Origin of the sequence: Nonomuraea sp. SYSU D8015, from assembly GCF_008065375.1 — a bacterium.
Classification (GTDB): domain Bacteria; phylum Actinomycetota; class Actinomycetes; order Streptosporangiales; family Streptosporangiaceae; genus Nonomuraea.
Genome location: NZ_VJYI01000010.1, coordinates 194,770 through 218,868 on the forward strand (window position 1 = coordinate 194,770; position 24,099 = coordinate 218,868).

A 24,099-nucleotide genomic window follows, 5' to 3' on the forward strand; every position below is an offset into this window, starting at 1 on the left:
GGTGCCGCGGGCGGGGGTGGGCGCGTGCGGCTGAGCGAGCACGTGGACCTGGTCGGCAGCGGGGCCGCCGGGTTCGATCTCACCGATCCGCTCGACTGCCACGTCTACCTCGTACGGGGCGAGCGGGCCTGCGCGCTGATCGACGCCGGGGCGGGGCGCGGGGCCGAGGCGATCCTGGCCAACGTGGGCGACGCGGTGCCGGAGTACCTGCTGCTCACCCACGGCCACGCCGACCACGCCGGCGGCGCCGCCGGGCTGGCGCGCCGGCTGCCGGGGCTGCGGGTGCTCGCCGGCCCGCCGGCGGACCGGTGGATCGCGGCCGGCGACGAGGCGATGATCAGCCTCGATCGGGCCAGGGCGGGCGGCACGTATCCCCGGGACTACGTGTTCCCCGCGTGCCCCCGGGCGGCGCCGATCGCCGACGGCACGCGCGTCGACCTGGGTGGCGGGGTGATGCTGCGCGCGATCGCGACGCCCGGCCACGCCGACGGCCACACCTGCTACCTGCTGGAGACCCCCGGGCACCGGGCGCTGTTCTCCGGCGACTGCGTCTTCACCGGCGGCCGGGTGTCGCTGCAGAACCTGCACGACTGCCGCGTCCCCGAGTACGCCGCCAGCCTGGCCCGCCTGGCGGAGCTGGACGTGGACGCCCTCTTCCCCGGGCACCACGAGATCTCGCTCAACCGGGCCCGCCGGCACCTGACCACCGCACGTGACCTCCTCGCCCGCGGGCTCCTCCCAGAAAGCACGACATGACCTTCACCGTTCCGGCAGAGCACATCGACTGGCGTACGAAGGGGCTGTGGCGGCCCGGCCCCGCGATCTCCCTGGAGGAGTTCGCCGCGAGCCGCCCCAGCCTGTTCGGCGGGGCGTTCACCTGGCCCGTCATGGTCGCCGACCGGGCCGCGATCGCGCACAACATCGACACGATGGCCCGCTTCTGCGCCCGGCACGGCCTGGAGTTCGCCCCGCACGGCAAGACCACCATGGCGCCGTCGCTCTTCGCCGCCCAGCTGCGCGCGGGAGCCACGGCGATCACCGTGGCCACGGCCAACCAGGCGCTCGCATGCCGCGCCATGGGGGTGCCGAGCGTCCTGCTGGCCAACGAGCTGCTCGACCCGGGGCCGCTGCGCTGGGCGGCCGAGCAGGTGGAGCAGGGCTTCGGGTTCCTGTGCTTCGCCGACTCGGTGGCCGGGGTGCGGGCGATGGACGACGCGGTCAGGTCCGTGCGAGGCGAGCGGCCCCTGCGGGTGCTCGCCGAGCTGGGCCACCCCGGCGGCCGCACCGGCTGCCGGAGCGTCGCCGAGCTGACCGAGGTCGCGCGGGCGGCGGCGAAGGCCTCCCGGCTCGAGCTGGCCGGCGTGGCCGCGTACGAGGGCGGGCTGCCCGACGTGGAGGCGGCCGGGCGGTACCTGGACGGCGTGCGGGCCGCCGTCCATGAGCTGGCGGCGCAGGGCCTGCTGGGCGAGGAGGTGATCGTCACCGCGGGCGGCAGCAAGTACTTCGACGCCGTCGCCGACCGGCTGTCCGGCGCGTGGCTGCCCGGACACCGGCTGCGAACGATCCTCCGCAGCGGCGCGTACGTCTCGCACGACGACGGCATCTATCGCGGGTGGACGCCGTTCGTGCGCATCCCCGAAGAGGGCTCGCTGGAGGCGGCGCTGGAGGTGTGGGCGCAGGTCATCTCGGCGCCGGAGCCGGGGCTGGCCATCGTCGGCCTGGGCAAGCGCGAGGTGTCCCACGACGAGGGCCTGCCGGTGCCACGCCGGGTCCGCGCCCTCGACGGCACGCCGCGTTCCCCGGCCGGCCTGCGCGTCAGGTCGGTCAACGACCACCATGCGTACGTCGAGGTGGACGCGGGGGCCGAGGTCGCGCCCGGCGAGCTGATCTGCTTCGGCATCTCGCACCCGTGCACCGCCTTCGACAAGTGGCAGGTGATCCCGGTGGTCACGGACGACTACACCGTCGTGGACCTGATCCGTACATATTTCTGAGTAGTTTGTTCGCATGGCCAACAGCAGACCCGCCTTCCCCATCGAGAAGACGATCGGCGCCGCGGACTGGGACACCCTGGAGATCTCGGGCGAGAGCTACCGGCGCGTCCTGTTCCAGGATGTGGACATGACCGAGCTGATCGACCGGGGCTCCACGTTCGAGGAGTGCACGTTCGGCAACGTGCGGTTCAACGTGTCCGAGCACGACGACGCGCAGTTCCTCAACTGCCTGTTCATCCGCTGCTCGCTCTTCGACGCGACCTTCAGGGGCTGCAAGCTGACCGGCAGCGTGTTCGACGGCTGCACGTACGGGCTGCTCAAGGTGGAGGGCGGCGACTGGTCGTACGTGGCCATGGCCGGCGCGGACCTGCGCGGCAGCACCGTCGACGGCGTCCGGCTGCGGGAGGCCGACCTCAACGGGGTCCGCCTCGAGGGTGCGACGCTGCGGCGGTCGGACCTGTCGGGGGCGTGGCTGCGCGGGGCCGACCTCACCAAGTGCGACCTGCGCGGCAGCGACCTGAGCACGCTGGACCCGCACGAGGTCACGCTCAAGGACGCGATCATCGACCCGTTCCAGGCGACGGTCGTGGCCGGCGCGCTCGGCCTGGTCGTCCGCGAATAGCCACTCGGCCTGGTCGTCCGCGAATAGCTACGCCGTCACCGCCCGCAGGGCGCCGGGGTGGCGGCCGGTGAGGCGGTCGAGTGCGGCCGACGTGGCGGCGTCGGCCGGCAGGTAGACGAGCATCCGCTCCTCGCAGCCCTCGAGGACGAGCACCTCGCGGGCCAGCCGGAGCTCGCCGGCCTCCGGGTGCGCCAGCCGCTCCACGGGGGCCGTCCGCGGCGGCACGGGCGGGCCGGACAGCCGCCCGGTGAAGGCGTCGCCCGCCGCGAACTCCAGCTCCGCGGCGAGCTCGGCGGCGTAGTCGTCGCCGTTGGTCAGCTCAAGCCGCAGCGCGGCGGCGTGCTCGTCGGCGACCCGATCCCAGTCCGGGTAGGCGATCCTGGACCGGACGTCGGTGAAGACGTACTTGATCGTGTTGGGCGGGTCCTCGTCCAGCAGGCCGACGGGGCCGTAGAGACGCTCGTAGCCGGTGGTGTGGGCGATCACTTCGCTCAGCCGGTTGAACACGGCGGCGGGCGCCGGCTCCAACCGGTCGAGCACCGCGCGCACGGTGGCCCGCACGGTGCGGGCGGGCCCCTCGTCGGCCGCGGGGCACAGCGAGACGGCGCCGCTGGTGACCTTGGCGAGATGGCGGAGGTGGAAGCGCTCCTCGGGCGTCATGCGGAGGGCGTCGGCGAGCGCGCCGAGCACCTGCATGGACGGGTTGCGATCGCGCCCCTGCTCCAGCCTGGTCAGGTATTCGACGCTCAGCCCGGCCACCGTGGCCAGCTCCGACCGGCGCAGCCCCGGCGTGCGCCGGCGGGCGCCGCCGGGCAGCCCGAGGTCGGCGGGCTTGACCGCCTCGCGGCGAGCGCGCAGGAACGCCCCCAGCTCGTTGTCGCTCACCGGGCCTCCTCCGTCGGCCCGGTGAGCAGGCTGCTGCGTCTAATGGCTCGCTCCCTCCGGTCGCTCACGTCCCGAGTTTACGGCGGGCCGCCCGGCCCTATCGTGGCCCTGCCGGGGCCAGTCTCGGCCCGGTCTCCCTCGGCTCCGCGAACCGCAGCAGCCTGGACGCCATGACGAACATGAAACTCTCGGTGATCACCGGCAGTGTCCGCGAGGGCCGGTTCGGCCCCACGGTCACGCGATGGTTCACCGGACAGGCGAACCTGCACGGACTCTTCGAGGTGGACGTGATCGATCTGGCGGAGACGCCGCTGCCGATCACGCTGCCTCCCACGTTCGAGGCGCTGGCCGACGTTGACCGCCGGCCCGAGGACCACAGGCGGCTGGCCACGCGGCTGGCCGAGGCGGACGCGTACGTGGTGGTGACGCCCGAGTACAACCACAGCTTCCCCGCCTCGCTCAAGAACGTCATCGACTGGCACCCCGTCCAGTGGCAGGCCAAGCCGGTGGCGCTGGTGTCGTACGGCGGCTACGGCGGCGGCCTGCGCGCGGCCGAGCACCTGCGGCAGGTCTTCGCCGAGCTGCACGCCGTCACCATCCGCAACTGGATCAGCCTCGACCAGCACTGGACCCGGTTCGACGCCGACGGCCGGCTGGTGGATCCTGAAGGACCGGAGGGGGCGGCCAAGGCCATGCTCGATCAACTCGGCTGGTGGAGCCGGGTGCTGCGCGACGCCCGCCTCGCCACGCCGTACCAGGCCTGAACTCTGCTGCCTGAATTCTGCTGAAGGAGACGAATGATGCGTTACCGCCTGCTCGGTCGTACCGGGCTGCGGGTGTCGGAGCTGTTCCTGGGCGCGATGACGTACTGGTCGCTGACGCCGGAGGTGCGGCGGATCTTCGACGTGTACGCCGACGCGGGCGGCAACGTCGTGGACACGGCCTCGATGTACGGCGAGAGCGAGAGCGTGGTCGGCGAGCTGCTGGAGGGCCGCCGGGATCGTTTCGTGCTGGCCACCAAGTACACCGGGACCCGGGACCGCACCGACCTCAACGCGGGCGGCAACCACCGCAAGAACCTGGTGAAGTCGCTGGAGCAGAGCCTGCGGCGGCTGCGAACCGACTACATCGACCTGTTCTGGGTGCACGTGTGGGACCGGCACACGCCGATCGAGGAGACGATGCGGGCGCTGGATGACGTGGTCCGGTCCGGGAAGGTGCTCTACGTCGGCATGTCGGACGCCCCGGCGTGGCTGGTCAGCCGGGCCAACACGCTGGCCGAGGAGCGCGGGTGGACGCCGTTCGCGGGGCTGCAGGTGCCCTACAGCCTCCTTCGGCGGGACGTGGAGCGGGAGCTGCTGCCGATGGCCGAGGCGCTCGGGGTGAGCGTGGCGGCGTGGGGGACGCTGGAGCGCGGCATCCTGTCCGGCCGCTACAACCAGCCGGGGGCGGCGGCCTCCCGGGTGTCGCCCGACTCGCTCACCGAGCGGGAGCTGACCATGGGGCGGGCGGTGGCGGAGGTCGCCGGCGAGCTGGGGGTCACGGCGTCGCAGGTGGCGCTGGCGTGGATGATGCGGCGGGGCGTGCACCCGATCGTCGGGGCGAGCAGCGTCGAGCAGCTCAAGGACAACCTGGGGGCGTCCGGGGTGACGTTGCCGGAGGAGGCGGTGCGGCGGCTGGAGTCGGCGGTGGAGTTCCAGCTCGGCTTCCCGCGCGACTTCATCGAGGAGGTCGACCGCAGCCCGGACATCTACGGCGACGCCATCCACCTCCTCGACGGCCGCTGATCCGAAGAGCCGGATCTCCGTGAGCTACGCGGAGACCTGGGCGAGAGCCGCGGGGATCCTGGACAGCACCGGCCACGGATACATGCCGTAGTTGTAGAAGTCGACCGCCCGCGCGCCGAGGAACGCGCAGACGGCCACCTTCTCCGCCAGGTTCGCCGCGTCGGCGGTGTCCGGGTGCCCCGGCCGCAGCACCACGCGCACGGGGCACCGTCCGGCCGCCTCGACGACCGAGGCGACGTCGGCGCGCAGGCGGTCCACGTCCCGCACGTACCCGAGGCACGCGTAGCCGTCGACGAGCGCCGCCAGGGCCGCGACGTCCACACCGGTCCGCCAGCCCTGCTCGGCCGCGACCGGCCCCTCCGGGGTGCCGCTGCCGTAGCCGAGCAGCGCGCCGGTCAGGTCGAGATAGATCAGCCGCCCGCCGTCCGCGTGCACCGCGCGGGCGACCCGGCGGGTGAGCTCGGTGACCACGCCCTGGCGGGCGGCGAGGAACTCGGCGAGGTCCTCGCCCACGGCCGCGCACAGCGCGGCCGGATCGTCCGGCGTGCCGGGCGCCTCGCCGGTAAGCGCGCGGCCGAGATGGGCGGCGACGGCGGCCCGCAGCCGCTCGACGTCCACGCCCGCCCTCGCGGCGGCCCGGCCGCAGTGCTGGCAGAAGCAGAGCCCGAGCAGCACCCGCTCGCCCGGCCCCAGCGGGACGAAGCTGCGCTCGTGGTGGTGGCCGTGGTCGAACGTGCCGTACGCGAGCGACTCGGCGACCACCGGACCCGCCGCCGCCGCGGTGCGCGCGAGCGCCACCGCGTAGTCCGCGACGTCCGGATGGGCCGGGCAGAGGTCGGCGAGCAGCCGGTCGCCGAAGCAGGTCTCGGCGCAGACGTCCGGGTGCGCGGCGCCCAGCGTCGTGTTGTGCAGGAACACCGTCCACGCCAGGACGCCGCCGGGCGCCGCCCGCTCGGCCAGCCGTTCCACGGCGGCGACCTCCGCCTCCTCCTGCACCGGCGGGCGCAGCCGCACCCCCGCCCAGACCTCGGGCGGCAGCGGCAGGAACACGCCGTCGCGCCGGTGCACCACCCTCCCGGCCGCTCCGTGCGGCATCACGTCCCGCGCCTGGTGGTAGGCCACGGCGACGGTCACGGCGCCGGCGCCGTACCCGCGCACGCGGGCCAGGACCTCGTCCACGCCCTCGGCGACGAGGTCGGACGGGAAGACGAACAAGCTGGAACCGTCGAGCATGGATAGATGGTGGCACGCGCCCCGCGACCGCCACCGGGCGGGATCGCGCCGCCGGGCCCGCTCGTCCCCGTGGTCAGGACGACAACGTGGCCGGCCAGGTCCACGTGCTGATCTCCGCGGGGTCCTCGCCGTGGTCGCGCGTGTGGGCGCGGGCGCGGAGCCGGGCGTCCGACATCCGCTGCCGCAGGTGCGCCGCCTTGGACTCGAGGCCGGGCACGCGGTCGATGACGTCCATGACCAGGTGGTAGCGGTCGATGTCGTTGAGCATCGCCATGTCGAACGGCGTCGTGGTGGTGCCCTCCTCCTTGTAGCCGCGCACGTGCAGATTGTGGTGCCCGTGCCGGCGGTAGGCGAGCTGGTGGATGAGCGACGGGTAGCCGTGGAAGTCGAAGATGATCGGCCTGTCCGTGGTGAAGAGCGTGTCGAACTCGGCGTCGGACATGCCGTGCGGATGCTCCGACGGCGGCTGCAGCCGCATGAGGTCCACCACGTTGACGACGCGGACCCGCAGCTCCGGCAGGTGCTCGCGCAGGAGGGCCGCCGCGGCCAGCGTCTCCATGGTCGGCACGTCCCCGGCGCAGGCCAGCACCACGTCCGGCTCGCTGCCCTCGTCCGTGGAGGCCCAGGGCAGGATGCCGAGCCCGCGCGTGTTGTGCGCGATGGCCTCGTCCATGGTGAACAGGTCGAGCACCGGCTGCTTGCCCGCCACGATCACGTTGACGTAGTCGCGGGAGCGCAGGCAGTGGTCGGCGACCGACAGCAGCGTGTTGGCGTCCGGCGGCAGGTAGACGCGCACCACGGACGCCTTCTTGTTGACCACGACGTCGATGAAGCCCGGGTCCTGGTGGCTGAACCCGTTGTGGTCCTGCCGCCACACGTGCGACGACAGCAGGTAGTTGAGCGAGGCGACCGGCCGCCGCCAGGAGATCTTCTTCGAGGACTCCAGCCACTTGGCGTGCTGGTTGAACATCGCGTCCACGATGTGGATGAACGCCTCGTAGCAGTTGAACAGCCCGTGCCGCCCGGTCAGCAGGTAGCCCTCCAGCCAGCCCTGGCACAGGTGCTCGCTCAGCACCTCCATCACGCGCCCGCCCGCGCCCAGGTGCTCGTCGGTCGGCAGCAGCTCGGCGTCCCACGCCCGGTCCGTGGCCTCGAAGACGGCCTGCAGCCGGTTGGACTCCGTCTCGTCAGGACCCATCAGCCGGAACGTGCGCGGGTTCGCCGCGATCAGGTCACGCAGGAACTCGCCGAGCACGCGGGTCGGCTCGCTCGACTGGGCGGCCGGCGACTTGACCTCCACGGCGTGCCTGCGGAAGTCCGGCAGCCGCAGCGGCTCCAGCAGCTCTCCGCCGTTGACGTGCGGGTTGGCGCTCATCCGGCGCGTGCCGCGCGGCACCGTGCGCAGGATGTCCTGGTTCGGCCGCCCGTCGGCGTCGAACAGCTCCTCGGGACGGTACGAGCGCATCCATTCCTCCAGCATGGCCAGATGCGCGGGGTTCTCGCGGACCTTGGCCAGCGGCACCTGATGGGAACGCCAGGTGCCCTCGACCGGCTTGCCGTCCACTTCGCGCGGCCCCGTCCAGCCCTTCGGCGTCCGCAGGATGATCATCGGGAGCCGGTCTGCGTCGCCGCTCTTGTAGGCGGCCATCTCGTCGAAGGCGGTGTCCAGGGCGGAGGCCATCTCCCGGTGGTCCGGGCCGACCAGGTGGGGGCGGTAGCCGTACCCCTCCATGAGCTTGGTCAGGTCGTCGATCGGGATGCGGGCGAGCACGGTCGGGTTGGCGATCTTGTAGCCGTTCAGGTGCAGGATCGGCAGGACGACGCCGTCGCGGCGGCGGTCCAGGAACTTATTGGAGTGCCAGGCGGCGGCGAGGGGGCCGGTCTCGGCCTCGCCGTCGCCGATGACGCACGCCACGACCAGGTCCGGGTTGTCGAACGCGGCGCCGTACGCGTGAGCCAGCGAATATCCCAGCTCGCCGCCCTCGTGGATCGAGCCCGGCGTCTCGGGCGCCACATGGCTCGGCACGCCGCCGGGGAAGGAGAACTGCCGGAACAGCCGCCGCATCCCCTCGACGTCCTGCGAGACGTCCGGGTAGCGCTCCGAGTACGACCCCTCCAGCCACGCGTGCGCCACCGCCGCGGGGCCGCCGTGCCCGGGACCGCAGATGTAGATCATGTCCTGGTCCCGCTCGCCGATCACCCGGTTGAGGTGCGCGAAGCAGAAGTTCAGGCCCGGCGTGGTGCCCCAGTGGCCGAGCAGGCGCGGCTTGACGTGCTCCGGGCGGAGCGGCTCGGCCAGCAGGGGATTGTCCAGCAGGTAGATCTGCCCGACGGACAGGTAGTTCGCCGCCCGCCAGTACGCGTCGATGTGCTCCATGACCCTGCCCCTTCCTCCGAAGAGGCCACTGAACCCCCGATAGGGTGTCAAACTATGGAATTGCGGAGTTCGCGCTGGTACTCGGGGAATGACAGGAACTCCTACATCCATCGGGCCTGGATGCGGCGCGGGTTGCCGCAGGAGGCGTTCGAGGGGGAGCGGCCGCACATCGCGATCGCCAACACCGCCTCCGACCTCACGCCCTGCAACTCCCACCTCGACGAGGTCGCCCAGAGTGTCATGCGTGGCGTGTGGGAGGCCGGCGGCGTGCCGCTCAACCTGCCCGTCGTCTCCCTCGGAGAGACGAACGTCCGCCCCACCGCGATGCTCTGGCGCAACCTGGCCGCCATGGCCACCGAGGAGATGCTGCGCGCCAACCCCATCGACGGCGTGGTGCTGCTCGGCGGCTGCGACAAGACCATCCCGTCGCTGCTCATGGCCGCCGCGTCCGTGGACCTGCCCGCCGTCGTGGTGCCCGGCGGCCCCATGCTGACCGGCCACTTCCGCGGGGCGCCGCTCGGCTGCGGCACCGACGTGTGGCGGCTCAGCGAGGAGGTGCGCGCAGGCACGCTCTCCCGCGAGGCGTTCCTGGAATCCGAGTCGTCCATGATCCGCAGCCGCGGCCACTGCAACACGATGGGCACCGCCTCCACCATGGCCTGCATGGCCGAGGCGCTCGGCATGACGCTGCCCGGCACCGCCGGCACCCCCGCCCCCGACAGCCGCCTGCTCGAACGCTCCCACGAGACCGGCCGCCTCGCCGTGGACCTCGTCAGGCGGGGGCGGCGGCCGAGCCAGGTCATGACCAGGGGATCGTTCCTCAACGCCATCGTGACGCTCGCCGCCGTCGGCGGGTCCACCAACGCCGTCGTCCACCTGCTGGCCATCGCCGGGCGGCTCGGCGTGGACCTCACCCTGGACGACTTCGACCGCACCGGCGCCGGCGTGCCGCTCCTGGTGGACCTCCAGCCCGCCGGGCGGCACCTCATGGACGACCTGTTCCGGGCGGGCGGGCTGGCCGCCGTCCTGAAGGAGGTCGAGGACCTCCTCGACCCGGACGCGATCACCGTCACCGGCCGTCCGCTGGTCGAGCACCTGGCCGGGGCGGAGATCTGGGACGAGGGCGTCATCAGGCGGCGCACCGATCCGCTGCTGCCCGACGCCGGCATCGCCGTCCTGCGCGGCAACCTCGCGCCCGCCGGCGCCGTGATCAAGCCCGCCGCCGCCTCGCCCGAGCTGCTGCGGCACCGCGGCCGGGCCGTCGTCTTCGACAGCGTCGAGGACGTCTACGCCCGCCTCGACTCGCCCGACCTTGACGTGGACGAGACGTCGGTGCTGGTGCTGCGCGGCTGCGGCCCCAAGGGCTATCCCGGCATGCCGGAGGTGGGCAACCTGCCGCTGCCGCAGAAGCTGCTGGCCAAGGGCGTACGCGACATGGTCCGCATCAGCGACGCCCGCATGAGCGGCACCGCGTACGGCACGGTCGTGCTGCACGCCGCGCCCGAGGCGGCGGCCGGCGGGCCGCTGGCGAAGGTGCGCACCGGCGACCCGATCGTGCTCGACGTGGCCGCGCGGCGGCTCGACGTGGACGTCCCCGACGCCGAGCTGGAGGCCAGGGCGCCCGCGCTGAACGGCCACGCCAGGCCCGTGCGCGGCTGGGAACGCCTCTACGTGGACCACGTCACCCAGGCCGACCGCGGCGCCGATCTCGACTTCCTCATCGGCTCCAGCGGCGACCACGTGGGACGCGAATCGCACTGACTCCGCCATGCGCGGAATCTCCCGCACGGGGTACGAGGTTACGGGACGATGGGCCCGATGATCGGCTGGGCCGTCTAAGGAGGAAAGAGCGTGAACGGCGATATCACCCAGAGCCAGGAGTGGGCGGCTCTCGGCAAGCACCACGAGGAGCTGGCGGGCAGGCACCTGCGCCAGCTGTTCGCGGAGGACCCGGGCCGGGCCGAGCGCATGACGGTGACCGCCGGCGACCTCTACCTCGACTACGCCAAGCACCGCGCCACGCAGGAGACCGTCGACCTGCTGGTCGCCCTGGCCGAGCGGGCGGGTCTGCGCGACCGGATCGAGGCGATGTTCTCCGGCGAGCACATCAACGTGAGCGAGGACCGGGCGGTGCTTCACGTCGCCCTGCGCCTGCCGCGTGACGCCGAGCTGGTCGTGGACGGCCAGGACGTCCCGGCCGACGTGCACGCCGTGCTCGACAAGATGAGCTCCTTCGCCGACCGGGTGCGGTCCAAGGAGTGGAAGGGCGCCACCGGGCGGCCCATCGAGACCGTCGTCAACATCGGCATCGGCGGCTCCGACCTGGGCCCCGCCATGGCCTACGAGGCGCTGCGCGACTACGCCGACGCCGGCATCGCCGCCCGCTTCGTCTCCAACATCGACCCGGCCGACATCACCGGCAACCTCGCCGGCCTCGACCCGGCGACCACGCTCTTCGTGGTCAGCTCCAAGACCTTCACCACGCTGGAGACCCTCACCAACGCCCGGGTCGCCCGCCGCTGGCTGGTCGAGGCGCTCGGCGACGAGGCGGTCTCCAAGCACTTCGTGGCCGTCTCCACCAACGCCGAGAAGGTCGCCGAGTTCGGCATCGACACCGACAACATGTTCGGCTTCTGGGACTGGGTCGGCGGCCGCTACTCCTACGACGGCGCCATCGGGCTGTCCCTGATGATCGCCATCGGGCCCGAGCGGTTCCGCGAGATGCTGGCCGGCTTCCACACCATGGACGAGCACTTCCGCACCGCGCCGTTCGAGGCCAACATGCCGGTGCTGATGGCTCTGCTCGGGGTGTGGTACACGGACTTCTTCGGTGCCGAGACCCGTGCCGTCCTGCCCTACAGCCAGCGGCTCCACCGCTTCCCGGCCTACCTGCAGCAGCTCACGATGGAGTCCAACGGCAAGTCCGTACGCGCCGACGGCTCCCCGGTCACGGTCAACACCGGCGAGATCTTCTGGGGCGAGCCGGGCACCAACGGCCAGCACGCCTTCTACCAGCTGCTCCACCAGGGCACCCGGCTCGTGCCCGCCGACTTCATCGGCTTCGCCGAGCCGTTCGAAGACCGCGAGGGCATGCACGACCAGCTCACGGCCAACCTCCTCGCCCAGACGTCGGCGCTGGCGTTCGGCAAGACGGCCGAGGAGATCGCGGCCGAGGGCACCCTGCCGGAGATCGTCCCCCACAAGGTGATGCCCGGCAACCGACCCACCTCGACGATCCTCGCGCCCAAGCTGACGCCGTCCACGCTGGGGCAGCTCGTGGCGCTCTACGAGCACGTCGTGTTCGTCGAGGGCACCATCTGGGGGGTCGACTCCTTCGACCAGTGGGGGGTGGAGCTGGGCAAGAAGATGGCCCTCGACCTGGCCCCCGCCCTGACGTCCGCCGAGCCGCCCACGACGTTCCCCGACCCGTCCACGGAGCGCCTGGTCCGCAAATACCGCGAGCTGCGCGGCCGCCGCATCTGACCCACCGCCCCCGCATCGCACGGCCACCTCGCGCGTCGCCCAGTCGGGCGGGGGGTGTGACCGGCGCAGGCTGTGCGTCCGCGTGGGCGCTCTTTCAGCGTGCCCGGCCAACCCCCGCCGACTCCGCCGTGCGCCGGACGCGGCCGCCGGATGCGCCGTGCGCCGGACGCGGCCGCCGGATGCGCCGTGCGCCGGACGCGGCCGCCGGATGCGCCGTGCGCCGGACGCGCCGCCGACTGCGCCGGACGCGCCGCCGGGTGCGGCCGGCGCGTGTGGTCCGGTGCTCACCGGCCGGGCGTCGGCTTGACCGGCGGTCCCGCGCGACATCGGTGCTGGCGTCCGCGATCAGGTGAGGGTGCGGTCGGCGCCGTGCGTCGGGATGTGCCGTGGCCGGAAGGCCGGTGCCGGACGCGCCGCACGCGCTTGACCCGCCGGCGTCGGGCCACGATCTCCTTGGCGGCCGGGCGGGCGCGACCTGGGCCGAGCGTCGAGTGGCCGGCGCCGGGCAGCCAGGGTGGGTAGGCCGGGCGGGAAGCCGCATGGCCCTGGGTGGTGGTGCGGTGGGCGATCAGGGGCGACGATGAGGCCATGGACATCATGGAGATGGTCGAACGGTCGAAGGATGCCGCGACGGTCAGGCGTGTCTTCGGCGAGCCGGTCCAGCACGGCGACGTCGTGGTCATCCCCGTCGCCCGGGTCGCCCAAGGGGGCGGCGGCGGTCAAGGGCAGGGCAAGGACGAGAAGGGGGACGAGAGCAAGGGCGCCGGTCTCGGGTTCGGATTCGGGGCGACGCCGGCCGGGGTGTTCGTGATCAAGGGCGGCGACGTGCAGTGGCGGCCCGCGGTGGACGTCAACCGCATCGTGCTCGGCGGCCAGATCGTCGCCATCGTGCTCCTACTGACGCTGCGCACCATCTTCAAGAAGCGGCGCCGCAGGCGCTGAGGGTTCGAGGGCTTTCCTCATAGGGTGAACGCCATGAGCTCTATGGCACAGTTCGTGGCTTTCGGTGGTGTTGTGATGCTCGGCGCCATGTCGCCCGGACCGGACTTCGCGGTCGTCGTACGCCGCTCCGCCGTCTCCGGCCGCGCGTACGGCATGGCAGCCGCGCTGGGGATCTCCGTGGGCGTGTTCGCCTGGGTGGTGGCGGCGGCCACCGGCGTCGCGGCGTTGCTGGCCGCCTCCGCGGTGGCGTTCACCGTGGTCAAGGTGGTCGGCGCGGCCTACCTGCTGTACCTCGGGGTCAAGGCGCTGCGCTCGGCCCTGCGCAAGGGGGGTGAGCTGAAGCTGGAGCTGCCGGATCCCGGGCGGCGCAGCGTGTGGGCGGCCTTCGCCGAGGGGCTGCTCACCAACGTGCTCAACCCCAAAGCGGCGCTGTTCTTCGTGGCGCTCGTGCCGCAGTTCGTCAGCTCGGGCGCGTCCCTGTCCGGCACGCTGGTGCTCTCGCTGATCGCTCTGGCCGGGACGGTCGCGTGGTTCCTGGTGGTGGCCAACATCGTCGGCACGCTCCGCAAGGTCTTCGCCAGGCCGGCCGTGCGCAGAGCCGTGGACGGACTGACCGGCGCCGCTCTCATCAGCCTCGGCGTCAAACTCGCCGCCACCAGCCGCCCGTAGGACTCACGGCGCCCATGAGCGCTACACCGCCCGTGAGCTCCGTGACGGCCGTATGGCTACGACGCGGCCGCATGCGCGCCGTATGCGCTACGACGCGGCCGTATGCGCTACGACACCGTGACGCCGAGCAGGCTTCCCAGGCCGAAGGTCACCGCGGCGGCGCCCACGCCCAGCGCGAGTTGCCGCAGGCCGCCGAGCCACCACGGCCGGGCCGTCATCACCGCCACCGCCGCGCCGAACCCGAACAGCCCCAGCACGCTCAGCACCACGGCCACCGCCATCCCCGACGCCCCGAACAGGAACGGCACCAGCGGCACCAGTGCCCCCGCCGCGAACGCGCCGAACGACGACGCGGCGGCCACGTACGGCGAGGGCAGGTCGTCGGGGTCCACACCGAGCTCCTCGCGCACGTGCACCCGCAGCGCCTGCTCAGGGTCGGCCGACAGCCCTTCGGCCACCCGCTGCGCCAGGTCGGCGTCGAGGCCGCGCGAGCGGTAGAGCGCGGCCAGCTCGGCCTGCTCGCCCTCCGGATTGCGGGCCAGCTCGCGCCGCTCCACCGCGATCTCCGCCCGCATCAGGTCCGTCTGCGACTTCACCGACGTGTACTCGCCGGCCGCCATCGAGAACGCCCCGGCGGCCAGCCCCGCGAAACCGGCCAGCACCGCGGCCCGCCCCGGGCCGGCGGCCCCCACCACCCCGGCGATCAGCGCGAAGTTGGACACGAGCCCGTCCATGGCCCCGAACACCGCCGGACGCAGCCAGCCGCCGGTGACGTCCCGGTGGCCGTGGTGCCGTTCGGGAGAGTACGGCCGATCGAGCTCGATGGTCATGCAATTCCTCCGCTTAAGGGGGTCCTTGTCCAGAATTTAGGCATATGTCGCCAAGATCCGCAACGAAGGAGAGGCTTGCCTGACCTGCGAAAAGGCCGAAATGGAAAGGGCCGATCGCTTACCGTGATCGAGGGGGCGCCCCAGCATGCGAAATCCCCCGCCTGGAGACGAGGCGGGGGATTTCGTTGGGCCGGTTCAGACGTGGGCCGGGGCGGTGACGGCCGTCGCGCTCTCCGTCTCCGGGCCGCGTATCAAGGCGGCGCAGTCGGCGATCGCCTCCTCCAGCAGCCGCCGCAGCAGCGCGTCCGGGTCGGGGATGCAGGCCTGGACGATGCCGACCACAGACAGCTGCACCGCGTTGGGCGCGGCGTACCTGCGGAACCCCTTCTCGGTGATCCTGGCCGCCCGGCTGAAGCGCCTGGCCTGCTCGGCCGCGTGCGGGACCTCCTCCATCGCCCGGCGGCTCGGCTCGCTCAGCCGCCCGGACGGGGCGCCGTCGAGCCTGGCCAGCATCTCCTCGGCGGCCAGCACCGACACCGCCAGCGCGAGCTGGCGCTCGGCCGCCGCCACCGGCAGGGCCGTCGTGGCGCAGCGCAGCGCGATCCGCGCGTCCACGCGCAGGTCGTCGCTCGCCAGGCCGATGATCGACGGGACGAGCCCGACCAGCTTGGCCCGGCTCTCGTCGCTGACGTTGTCGTTGACCAGGCGGGCGAGCGCGGCCAGCAGCGGATGCGTGCAGGCCGGATGGTCGCTCCACCGCTCCCCGGCTAGGTAGGAGGCCAGTTCCATGAAACAGGCACCGCGTTTCGGATTGCGATGCCTGCCGCGGGACAGGACCGGCATGTGATCAAGGTGATTGTCCACGGATGCTCCACTGCTCCACGCGATCGCGGTCTATCCAGTCTGCGCCCTCCTGCGCCACAACGCCAGGGATTAAACTCGCTGCCCGGATTCGCGGCCACGAAACGTCACGAGCCGACGAACACCGCCACCGTGCGGGCCGGCACGGTCAGCGCGCCGGTGGCGCGATCGAACGCCGACTCCCGCACGACCGGATCGGCGGAGGCGGCCTGCACGGGATGCAGCGCCACGTCCTGCCCCGCCAGCGCCGCCATCGGCTGCGCGCAGGCCGACGGGGTGGCGTTGAAGACGACGGTGACCGACCTCCAGCGCGGGTCGAGGCCGGTCGTGTCCACGTGCATGGTGATCACGCCGTCGTCCGCGGCCGGGAACGACAGGCGCCGCCGCACCTCGTCCGCCGACCCCAGGGCGAACGCCGGCGTCGAGGACCTGATCCGCAGCAGCTCGCCGCAGCGGGCCCGGCCGGCGTCGATCGCCTCGCAGCCGGGCCGCAGCGCCGGGTCGGCCAGCAGCGGCCGCGCGTACGGCCACCTGGCCTCGTTGTCCGCCCGGGGCGGCAGGCCGGCGCCGAACCCGTTGCCCGCCGAGCAGTCCCACAGCAGCCGGTTGAACCAGTCGCCGGAGTCGTAGGAGTTGCGGTCGAGGGACTTCGAGCGCAGCCGCTCGCTGCCCGCGTGCACGAACGCCGTCCCCTGCGACAGCAGGGCCGCGGCCAGCGACAGCACCTGCATGCGCACCCGGTCCGCCATCGGGGTGGCCTGCGGCAGCTTGTACGCCAGCGCGTCGAACAACGTCTCGTTGTCGTGCGCGTCCACGTACGTGACCGCCTCGCCCGGCGCGGCCGCGTACCCCGCCGCGGAGCCGTTGTGGCCGATCTCCGAGCTCTTCCGGCCGGAGGGCAGCACGTAGTCGCGCAGGCTCCCGGTCAGCCCGATCCTGATCAGGTCGCAGTAGGCGGCCAGCCGGGCCCGCTGCTCCTCGGCCGTGCCGTTGGCGGGGGAGCCGTTGGGCGCGCCCGCAAGGCCGGAGCCGAAGCCCTGCACGCGCGGATCGGCGTCGAACGGGCCGCCGCCGCGCACCGCGTCCCGCAGCCCGTCGGCGAACGTGCCGATGCCGGTCCCGGCCAGGTTCGCCGGCGTGGCCTGCTCGAACCTGGCGTCGCCGGCGACCTCGCCGAAGCTCCAGCCCTCGCCGTACAGGATGATCGACTTTCCGTCCACGCCGTGCTCCGCCACGGTCAGCGCGTCGAGGGCGGCCCGCACGGCGAGGATGTTGGCCTTCGGGTGGTGGCCCATCAGGTCGAAGCGGAAGCCGTCGATCTTGTAGTGCCGCGCCCACGTGACGACGGAGTCGACCACGAGCCTGCCCATCATCAGGTGCTCGGGTGCGGTGTTGGCGCAGCAGGTGGAGGTGGCCACGGAGCCGTCCTCGAGCAGCCGGTGGTAGTAGCCGGGCACGATCGGGTCGAGCACGCCGGTGGAGTGGGTGTGGTTGTAGACCACGTCCATCACCACGCGCAGCCCGGCCCGGTTGAGCGCGGCCACCATGGCGCGGAACTCCCTGATCCGGTCGTCCGGGTCGGTCGCGTACGAGCCCTCGGGCACGCTGTAGTGCAGCGGGTCGTAGCCCCAGTTGTAGGAGTCCGTCGCGGCCGTGCGCGCGACGCACTCCTGCTGGCGGTCGGAGTCGGCGGGCAGCGCGGCCAGGTCGCAGCCGGGCTCGGTCCGGTCGGCCCGGCGCTCGGGGACCGTGGCGAAGTCGAACACCGGCAGGAGGTGCACGTGCGTCACCCCGTCCGCGGCCAGCGCCCGCAGCTCCCGCGTCCCGGCGGTGTCCCCGGCGGTGCCGGCGTCGAAGGCCAGGTACGTGCCGCGCAGCTCCGCCGGGACGGTGGCGTCGGCGGCGGAGAAGTCGCGCACGTGCAGCTCGTAGATCGCCGCCCGGTGCTGCGGCACAGGAGGGGGCTTGGCCGGCCGGTCCCAGCCGGGCGGCTTGTGCGCGGCCGCGTCCAGGTCGGCGAGCCTGCTGCGCACGCCGTCCGGGGCCACGGCGAGGCTGTAGGGGTCGGTGACCTCGTTGGTGACGACCTCGCAGTGCGCGGGGGAGTAGACGGTGACGAGGAACGTGTAGTCGCGGCCCCGCCAGGACGGCCGCCCGCGCACCGACCAGATGCCGGTCCGGTCGTCGCGGCGCATCCGGCGCACGCTGCGGCGGCCGCGTGCGTGCAGCACCAGCTCGACCTTCTGCGCGGTCGGCGCCCACAGCGACAGCTTCGGCAGGAACCGGCCGGTGGGGCCGAGGGGCGCGGTGGCCGCCGCGGCGTACAGGTCGTCGAGCACGCCGGGGATCTGCACGCCCGTCACCGTGAGCACCGTGCCCGCGGCGTCCCGCGCCACGGCCGCGATCTGGCCGCGCAGCGCCTTCCTCACCAGCCCGGCGTCGCGCGGGTCCACCTTGAGCGCGGTGTACGCGGCCAGGTGCGGCCACGCCCGCCGCTGCCGTTCGGTGAGCGTGCCAGGGGTCAGGCGGATGAGCCGCAGGTCGTCGCCGGTGAGCTCGCCGTCGTCGAAGGCGAGTCCGCCTGTCGCGCTGCAGGCCAGGGAGTGGCTCAGCGACGGCTCGACCTGCCAGGCCACGGTGTCGCGGTCGATCCAGTGGGCTCTGGCGTTGGTCGGAAACACCCCGTCATGGTTCCCACCGGCGGGGAAGCCACGCGCGGAGCGCGATCATTGCAACTCTTTCGGGAAGTTTCTGAAAGGCGAGGTCCGAGGAATGTAACAACTTGCAGAATCCTTGCGTTCGCCTCTACCCCGGGCGCTGGACGGCGGCGTACCCTCCGGCTGACTCCACGTCCGATCGAGTTGTGAGGAGCGGACATGCCACGACTTTTACCCGCCGCGGCGGCCGTTGCGGCGTTCACCCTGGCGATCTCCGGCTGCGGCGGCGGCGGCGAACCGGCCGCCTCCGCCCCGCCGGTCACCGACCCGTCGAAGATCACCGGCGAGGTGACGTGGTGGGACACGACGCGGCCGGAGAGCGAAGGGCCGACGTTCCAGGCGTTGATCAAGGAGTTCCAGGCGGCGTACCCCGGCATCAAGGTCAACTATGTGAACGTGCCGTCGGACCAGGCCCAGAACAAGTTCCAGACGGCGGCGCAGGCCGGGACGGGCGCGCCGGACGTGATCCGCTCTGAGGTGGCCTGGACGTCGCAGTTCGCGTCCCTGGGATACCTGCAGCCCTTGGACGGCACGCGGGCGGTCGACCGGCAGGACGACTTCCTGGCGGGGCCGCTGAGCAGCACGAAGTACAACGGCAAGACGTACGCCGTGCCGCAGGTCACCGACACTCTGGCGTTGATCTACAACAAGCGGCTGCTGAAGGAGGCCGGCCACGAGGAGCCGCCCAAGACCGTGGCCGAGCTCAAACAGGCCGCGCTGGACGTCAAGGCCAAGACCGGCGCCGAGGGGCTCGCCCTCAACGTCGACTCCTACTTCCTCCTGCCGTTCATGTACGGCGAGGGCGGCGACCTCCTGGACGTGTCCAACAAGAAGATCGTGGTCAACTCGCCCGCGAACGTGAAGGCGATGGAGACCGTCGCCGACCTGATCAGCTCCGGCGCCGCCCCCAAGCCGGCCACGACCGAGAGCTACGCCAACGCGATGACGGCCTTGAAAGAGGGCAAGGCCGCGATGATCTACAACGGGCCCTGGGCGCTGTCGGAGATCTACCAGGGCAAGGAGTTCCAGGACAAGAAGAACCTGGGCATCGCCCCCGTCCCCGCCGGATCGGTCAAGGCCGCGGCGCCCACCGGCGGCTGGAACCTGGCCATCTACGCCGGCTCGAAGAACATCCCGGCCGCGTACGAGTTCGTCCGGTTCATGACCACCGTGGACGCCCAGGCGAAGATCGCCAAGGAGATCAGCCTGCTGCCGACCCGCACGTCGGCGTACGCGAACCCGGACGTCCAGGGCAACTCCGACGTGGCGGTGTTCAAGCCGATCATGGACACGGCGGTGCCGCGACCGTGGATCCCGGAGGGCGGCCAGCTGTTCCAGCCGCTGCTGGAGGGCTACCAGACGCTGGTCGGCGGCCAGTCAGGGCCCGCGGACATGCTCAAGAAGGTCGACGAGAAATACCGCGGGATCATGAAGGGCTGGAGCTGACCGGTGACGGTGTCGACCGGGCGGGTCACGGCCGCCGAGCGGGCCGCTCGCGGCCGTCGCCGGGAGAGGCCGTGGTCCGCCCACTGGTACGCGTGGGCGATGATCGCTCCGGTGGCCGTCGTCATGCTGGTGCTGATCGGCTGGCCGCTGGCGCGCGGGGTGTACCTGTCGCTGACGGACGCCACCGAGGCCAACATCGGCCGCACCATCGGCGTGAACGTCATCCCGGCCACGTACGAGTTCGTCGGCCTGGACAACTACGTCGCCATCCTGACCAGCGGCCTGTTCTGGGAGAAGCTGACCTGGACCGTGATCTGGACGGTGGCGTGCGTGGCCGCGCACTACGGCATCGGCCTCGGCCTGGCCGTCATGCTCAACCGCCGGCTGCGCTTCCGCTCCGTCTACCGGGTGCTGCTCATCCTGCCGTGGGCGGTGCCGGCGTTCGTGGCCGCGTTCATCTGGCGCTACCTCTACAACAGCGACTATGGCGTGATCAACGGGCTGCTGAGGATGGCCGGGCTGTCCGGGGTGGGCTGGCTGGACGATCCGACCACGGCGAAGATCGCCGTGATCACGGTCAACGTGTGGATCGGGGTGCCGTTCATGATGGTCGCGCTGCTGGGCGGCCTGCAGTCGATCCCGGCCGAGTTGTACGAGGCCGCCGAGGTGGACGGGGCGAGCCCCTGGCAGCGGTTCGTGGCGATCACGCTGCCCGGGCTGCGCCAGGTGTCGTCCACGGTCATCCTGCTCGGGACGATCTGGACGTTCAACATGTTCCCCATCATCTACCTGGTCACCCGCGGCGGGCCGGGCAGCGAGACGGAGATCCTGGTCACCTACGCCTTCCGTGAGGCGTTCTCCGGCGTCCGGAACTACTCCGGCTCGGCCGCCTGGGGCGTGATCATCCTGGCCATGCTGGTCGTGCTGGCCATCGGTTACCGCAGGACGTTGCGCGCGCAAGGAGACCCTTGGTGATGAAACGCGTGAGCTACCGACGACGTGGCGAGCGCGGGCCGCTGGCCTCCATCGGCCTGCACGCCGGCCTGCTGGTCGCGGTGGCGATCAGCCTGTTCCCTGTCGTGTGGCTGGTGCTGACGTCGCTCAAACCCCGCGACGGATGGCTGTCGACCGAGCTGCGGCTGTTCGACGACGCCTCGCTCGACAACTACGCGCGGGTGCTGACCGGGACGCAGTTCCCGCAGTGGCTGCTCAACAGCGTGCTGACCGCCGGGCTGACCATGGTGGCCGGGGTGTTCCTGGCCGCCACCACCGGCTACGCGGTCAGCCGCTTCCGCTTCCTCGGGCACCGGAGCGTGATGTGGCTGCTGCTGATCACCCAGATGTTCCCGGTGGCCATCCTCATCGTGCCGTTGTACAACCTGATGGCCGGGCTCGGGCTGCTCAACCAGATCCCGGGCCTGGTGATCGCGTACCTGACGATCGCGGTGCCGTTCTGCGCCTGGATGATGAAGAGCTACTTCGACACCGTCCCGGTGGAGATCGACCAGGCCGGGCTCGTCGACGGGCTGACCCCCTTCGGGGTGTTCTGGCGGGTGGCGCTGCCGCTGGCCCGGCCCGGCATCGCGGTGACCGCGTTCTACTGCTTCATGACCGCGTGGGGCGAGGTCGGCTACGCCACCGTGTTCATGTCGCAGGAGGACAGGCAGCCCCTGGGCGCCGGCCTGCAGCACTTCATCGGCCAGCACTGGTCGGACTGGGGGCTGATGACCGCCTCCGCGGTGCTGATCGCGATCCCCGCCGGCGTCGTCTTCCTGCTCGTCCAGCGCCACCTGATCACCGGCCTCACAGCGGGAGCCACCAAATCGTAATCGATTGACTACTGTACGTGACGATAGGGTCGGCGGGATCCTGGCGGCATGGACGGATTCCTCGACGAGACCCGCGGCGGCGTGACCGAGCTGCGCGTGCACGGCGTGTCCGGCACGCCGCCGGAGGACATGCTCAACCACCCTCACCCCCGGCGCGTCGCCGGCGACCGCGTCACCGGGTTCTACCGGCGCTGGTGGCCGGACGGGCGGCCGTCCGGCGGTGACGCGGACGTTCCCGGCGTGCGCCGCCGGGAGGCGTACGCGTGGGGCGGCCTCACCTCCGGCGGCCGCACGATCGCGCTCTGGCTGCCCCTGCTGCCGTTCTCCCTGGCGAATCTGTCCTACTTCATGCTCCCCAGGCCGCCACGCGGCGCCTGGCTGCGGCACGTCACCGAGGCGGCCCAGCGGCTGTTCGCGCTGCTGCTCACCGGCACGCTCGTCGGCGCCGTCACCGGGGCGGCCGTCGACCTCGTCGGCTGGCAGTGCACGGCCGCGGGACGGGCCTGCACCCACGACGGCGCTCCCTTCTGGGCGCGATGGCTGGGCACGGTGTGGGGCGACGAGCCGTCGAAGCGGCTGGCGGTCACCGCGCTCGCGCCGCTCCTGGTCGTCGTGCTGCTGTGGTGGCTGGGGCGGCGCACCTGGCGGCGCGACGAGCAGGCCGTCATCCCGCAGGAATGGGGCCCGCCGCCCGACAGGGCTCGTGCCCCGGCGAGCGGGGGTGCGCGTGCCGGTGTGCTCCTGGCCCGGCCGCGGTTGTGGCACGGCGGTGCGCCGGTGTGGCGGCTGAGGGTGGTGCACGTCGCCTTCGCCCTCGCCTCGATCGGGCTGGCCGTGTCCGCGCCGTTCGCGAGCATCCGGCAGGGGCTCGCGCTGACGGCCGCCAACGCCGGCGTCCAGTTCGCCGCCGCGGTGCTGGTCGTGCTGCCCTGGATCGCCAGGCGGCTGGACCCGCACTCCGGCGTGCGTCCGCCGGCGTGGCTGACGGGCTCGTGCCACGTCCTGCGGGTGGCCGCTCCGCTCGTCTTCGCGGCCACGATCGCGCTGGCCCTGGCCGGGATGGGGCCCGGGGCGCCCGGACGGCGACTGCCCGGCCCCGGTGTTGGAACGATCCATTCGGTGGTCATGGTCGGGCTCGGGCTGTTCATCCTGATCACCACGTCCGTGCTCGCCGTCATGGACCGGCCGCGCGGGCGGCGGGATCCGATCGAGCGGCGGGCGCTGGGCGGGCTCGCGGGCTGGTTCGTGCTCATGGCCGCCGCGGGCGCGGCGAACCTCATCGTGCTCGGCGTGCTGTTCTCGACCGCCTCCTACTTCGACGAGCCCAGCACCGCGGCCGGGCCTGGCATCGCGGCGGGGCCTGGTGCCGGGGCAGGGCCGGGCCCGCTCGGTGGCAAGCTCTTCCTCGACGACCATGTCTGGTGGACGGCCGCCCTGGTGCCCGTCCTGCTGCTCGGCGTCCTCGCCGTCGCAGCCGTCCTCCACCTGATCCGCGCCGCCGAGACTGCCAGGCTCGCGCCGCGGCTGACCCACTACTACGGCCACCGGCACTGCCGCGCGGTGGCGGCCCAGTGGGCGCTCGCCGCGCTCACCGACCGGGCAGGGCTCGTGCTGGCCGTGATCAGCGGCCTCGGGGTGACCGGCTTCGCCGCGGTGACCGTGATCCACCGGCTGCGGCTGCTCCCTCCGGCCGACGGCGTGGCCGGGCTGCTGGCCTCGGCGGGGAGCTGGGCCCTGATCGCGCTGGTCGCGGGCCTGGTGCTGCTCGGCCGCCGCACGTACAGCGACTCCCGGCTGCGCAGGACGATCGGCATCGTCTGGGACGTGTGCACGTTCTGGCCCCGCGCCGTCCACCCGCTCGCCCCGCCCTGCTACACCGAGCGCGTCGTCCCCGAGCTGGTCGCACGCGTCGGCCGGCTCGCCAGGACCGAGCGGGACCAGGTGATCGTCTCCGGGCACAGCCAGGGCAGCGTCATCGCCGCCGCCCTGGTGCTGCAGCTCAGGCCTGAGGTGCGGCGGCGCGTCGGCCTGCTCACCCACGGCTCGCCGCTGCGCCGCCTGTACGCGGCCTTCTTCCCCGCCTACTTCGGCACGCCCGGCCTCGCCGCCGTGCGCGACTCGGTGGCCTGGTACAACCTCTACCGGCTCAGCGACCCCATCGGCGGCCCCGTCTTCCGGCGCGTCGACCCCCTCGCCGGCGGGCCGGACGGCGGCGAGCCCGTGGACCGGTTCTGCTGGGATCCGCCCCGGCGGCCCGGATGGCCGCCGGAGGAGACGCGCGGGCACTCCGGCTACTGGCTCGACCCGCTCTACGAGGACGCGCTCGACGGGCTGATCAGGATCAAGACGGCGGCGTGATCCTGAAATTTTCTTTTGGTTCACCGTCAAGTCTTGAAAGTTATATCCACGAGCGATTGAGTTCGG

19 protein-coding genes are annotated in these 24,099 nt (G+C 72.4%); 13 read left to right on the forward strand and 6 right to left on the reverse strand.

Translation table 11 applies throughout. The annotated features are described in order from the left end of the window. Positions 1 to 24: 24 nt before the first annotated feature. The 3 genes from ID574_RS35240 to ID574_RS35250 are packed head-to-tail and all read left to right on the forward strand — an operon-like array spanning position 25 to position 2,616. Positions 25 to 756, forward strand: a complete 732-nt coding sequence (locus tag ID574_RS35240; protein ID WP_188193322.1) for an MBL fold metallo-hydrolase — start codon at positions 25 to 27, stop codon at positions 754 to 756. After that, the gene (locus ID574_RS35245) at positions 753 to 1,994 is read left to right on the forward strand and encodes an alanine racemase (protein ID WP_188193323.1); all 1,242 of its coding nucleotides are present in this window, start codon (positions 753 to 755) and stop codon (positions 1,992 to 1,994) included. The genes ID574_RS35240 and ID574_RS35245 overlap by 4 nt, the downstream gene beginning before the upstream one ends. 13 nt (positions 1,995 to 2,007) lie before the next feature. Beyond that, positions 2,008 to 2,616: a pentapeptide repeat-containing protein gene (locus ID574_RS35250; protein ID WP_188193324.1), complete on the forward strand. Its 609-nt coding sequence runs from the start codon at positions 2,008 to 2,010 to the stop codon at positions 2,614 to 2,616. Positions 2,617 to 2,643: 27 nt separating this feature from the next. On the opposite strand, the gene ID574_RS35255 is transcribed toward ID574_RS35250, so the two are convergent. Further along, complete coding sequence (locus tag ID574_RS35255; RefSeq protein ID WP_188193325.1) at positions 2,644 to 3,501, reverse strand: helix-turn-helix domain-containing protein; 858 nt, start codon at positions 3,499 to 3,501, stop codon at positions 2,644 to 2,646. Positions 3,502 to 3,671: 170 nt separating this feature from the next. On the opposite strand from ID574_RS35255, the gene ID574_RS35260 reads away from it, so the two are divergent. Both ID574_RS35260 and ID574_RS35265 read left to right on the forward strand, forming a co-directional pair. Then, on the forward strand, positions 3,672 to 4,265 hold the full coding sequence (locus ID574_RS35260; RefSeq protein ID WP_188193326.1) for an NADPH-dependent FMN reductase: 594 nt from the start codon (positions 3,672 to 3,674) through the stop codon (positions 4,263 to 4,265). A 33-nt stretch (positions 4,266 to 4,298) separates the two neighbouring features. Continuing rightward, complete coding sequence (locus ID574_RS35265) at positions 4,299 to 5,288, forward strand: aldo/keto reductase (RefSeq protein ID WP_442939355.1); 990 nt, start codon at positions 4,299 to 4,301, stop codon at positions 5,286 to 5,288. 24 nt (positions 5,289 to 5,312) lie between these two features. Here the strand turns inward: ID574_RS35265 and ID574_RS35270 are convergent, their stop codons facing one another. Further along, a complete protein-coding gene (locus ID574_RS35270) occupies positions 5,313 to 6,521 on the reverse strand; it encodes a hypothetical protein (protein ID WP_188193327.1) in 1,209 nt (402 codons plus the stop codon). A 73-nt stretch (positions 6,522 to 6,594) separates the two neighbouring features. Continuing rightward, a complete protein-coding gene (locus tag ID574_RS35275; RefSeq protein WP_188193328.1) occupies positions 6,595 to 8,898 on the reverse strand; it encodes a phosphoketolase family protein in 2,304 nt (767 codons plus the stop codon). A 54-nt stretch (positions 8,899 to 8,952) separates the two neighbouring features. On the opposite strand from ID574_RS35275, the gene ID574_RS35280 reads away from it, so the two are divergent. The 4 genes from ID574_RS35280 to ID574_RS35295 all read left to right on the forward strand — a co-directional run bounded on the left by ID574_RS35280 (position 8,953) and on the right by ID574_RS35295 (position 13,992). Further along, positions 8,953 to 10,659: an IlvD/Edd family dehydratase gene (locus ID574_RS35280; protein WP_188193329.1), complete on the forward strand. Its 1,707-nt coding sequence runs from the start codon at positions 8,953 to 8,955 to the stop codon at positions 10,657 to 10,659. Positions 10,660 to 10,749: 90 nt separating this feature from the next. Further along, a complete protein-coding gene (pgi, locus tag ID574_RS35285; protein ID WP_188193330.1) occupies positions 10,750 to 12,381 on the forward strand; it encodes a glucose-6-phosphate isomerase in 1,632 nt (543 codons plus the stop codon). Positions 12,382 to 12,969: 588 nt separating this feature from the next. Further along, the gene (locus ID574_RS35290) at positions 12,970 to 13,323 is read left to right on the forward strand and encodes a spore germination protein GerW family protein (protein WP_188193331.1); all 354 of its coding nucleotides are present in this window, start codon (positions 12,970 to 12,972) and stop codon (positions 13,321 to 13,323) included. A gap of 33 nt (positions 13,324 to 13,356) precedes the next feature. Beyond that, a complete protein-coding gene (locus ID574_RS35295) occupies positions 13,357 to 13,992 on the forward strand; it encodes a LysE family translocator (protein WP_188193332.1) in 636 nt (211 codons plus the stop codon). Positions 13,993 to 14,099: 107 nt separating this feature from the next. On the opposite strand, the gene ID574_RS35300 is transcribed toward ID574_RS35295, so the two are convergent. The 3 genes from ID574_RS35300 to pulA form a co-directional block, all read right to left on the reverse strand. Further along, on the reverse strand, positions 14,100 to 14,822 hold the full coding sequence (locus ID574_RS35300) for a VIT1/CCC1 transporter family protein (protein ID WP_188193333.1): 723 nt from the start codon (positions 14,820 to 14,822) through the stop codon (positions 14,100 to 14,102). Positions 14,823 to 15,017: 195 nt separating this feature from the next. Then, positions 15,018 to 15,686, reverse strand: a complete 669-nt coding sequence (locus tag ID574_RS35305) for a hypothetical protein (RefSeq protein WP_223167387.1) — start codon at positions 15,684 to 15,686, stop codon at positions 15,018 to 15,020. Between the two features lie 104 nt (positions 15,687 to 15,790). Continuing rightward, positions 15,791 to 18,364 carry a pullulanase-type alpha-1,6-glucosidase gene (pulA, locus tag ID574_RS35310; RefSeq protein WP_188193334.1) on the reverse strand — a complete coding sequence of 858 codons (2,574 nt, stop codon included), beginning with the start codon at positions 18,362 to 18,364 and terminating at the stop codon, positions 15,791 to 15,793. A 195-nt stretch (positions 18,365 to 18,559) separates the two neighbouring features. Here pulA and ID574_RS35315 point away from each other — a divergent pair, with 195 nt between their 5' ends. Genes ID574_RS35315 through ID574_RS35330 form a run of 4 tightly spaced genes read left to right on the forward strand, consistent with a single transcriptional unit; the run spans position 18,560 to position 24,033 of the window. Beyond that, positions 18,560 to 19,846: an extracellular solute-binding protein gene (locus ID574_RS35315; protein ID WP_188193335.1), complete on the forward strand. Its 1,287-nt coding sequence runs from the start codon at positions 18,560 to 18,562 to the stop codon at positions 19,844 to 19,846. A gap of 3 nt (positions 19,847 to 19,849) precedes the next feature. Beyond that, complete coding sequence (locus tag ID574_RS35320) at positions 19,850 to 20,821, forward strand: carbohydrate ABC transporter permease (protein ID WP_223167388.1); 972 nt, start codon at positions 19,850 to 19,852, stop codon at positions 20,819 to 20,821. Further along, a complete protein-coding gene (locus ID574_RS35325) occupies positions 20,821 to 21,675 on the forward strand; it encodes a sugar ABC transporter permease (protein WP_188193520.1) in 855 nt (284 codons plus the stop codon). Before ID574_RS35320 ends, ID574_RS35325 begins: the two co-directional genes overlap by 1 nt. 48 nt (positions 21,676 to 21,723) lie before the next feature. Next, positions 21,724 to 24,033 (forward strand): hypothetical protein, encoded by a 2,310-nt coding sequence (locus tag ID574_RS35330; RefSeq protein ID WP_188193336.1) that lies wholly within the window; start codon positions 21,724 to 21,726, stop codon positions 24,031 to 24,033. The last annotated feature ends 66 nt before the right edge of the window (positions 24,034 to 24,099 follow it).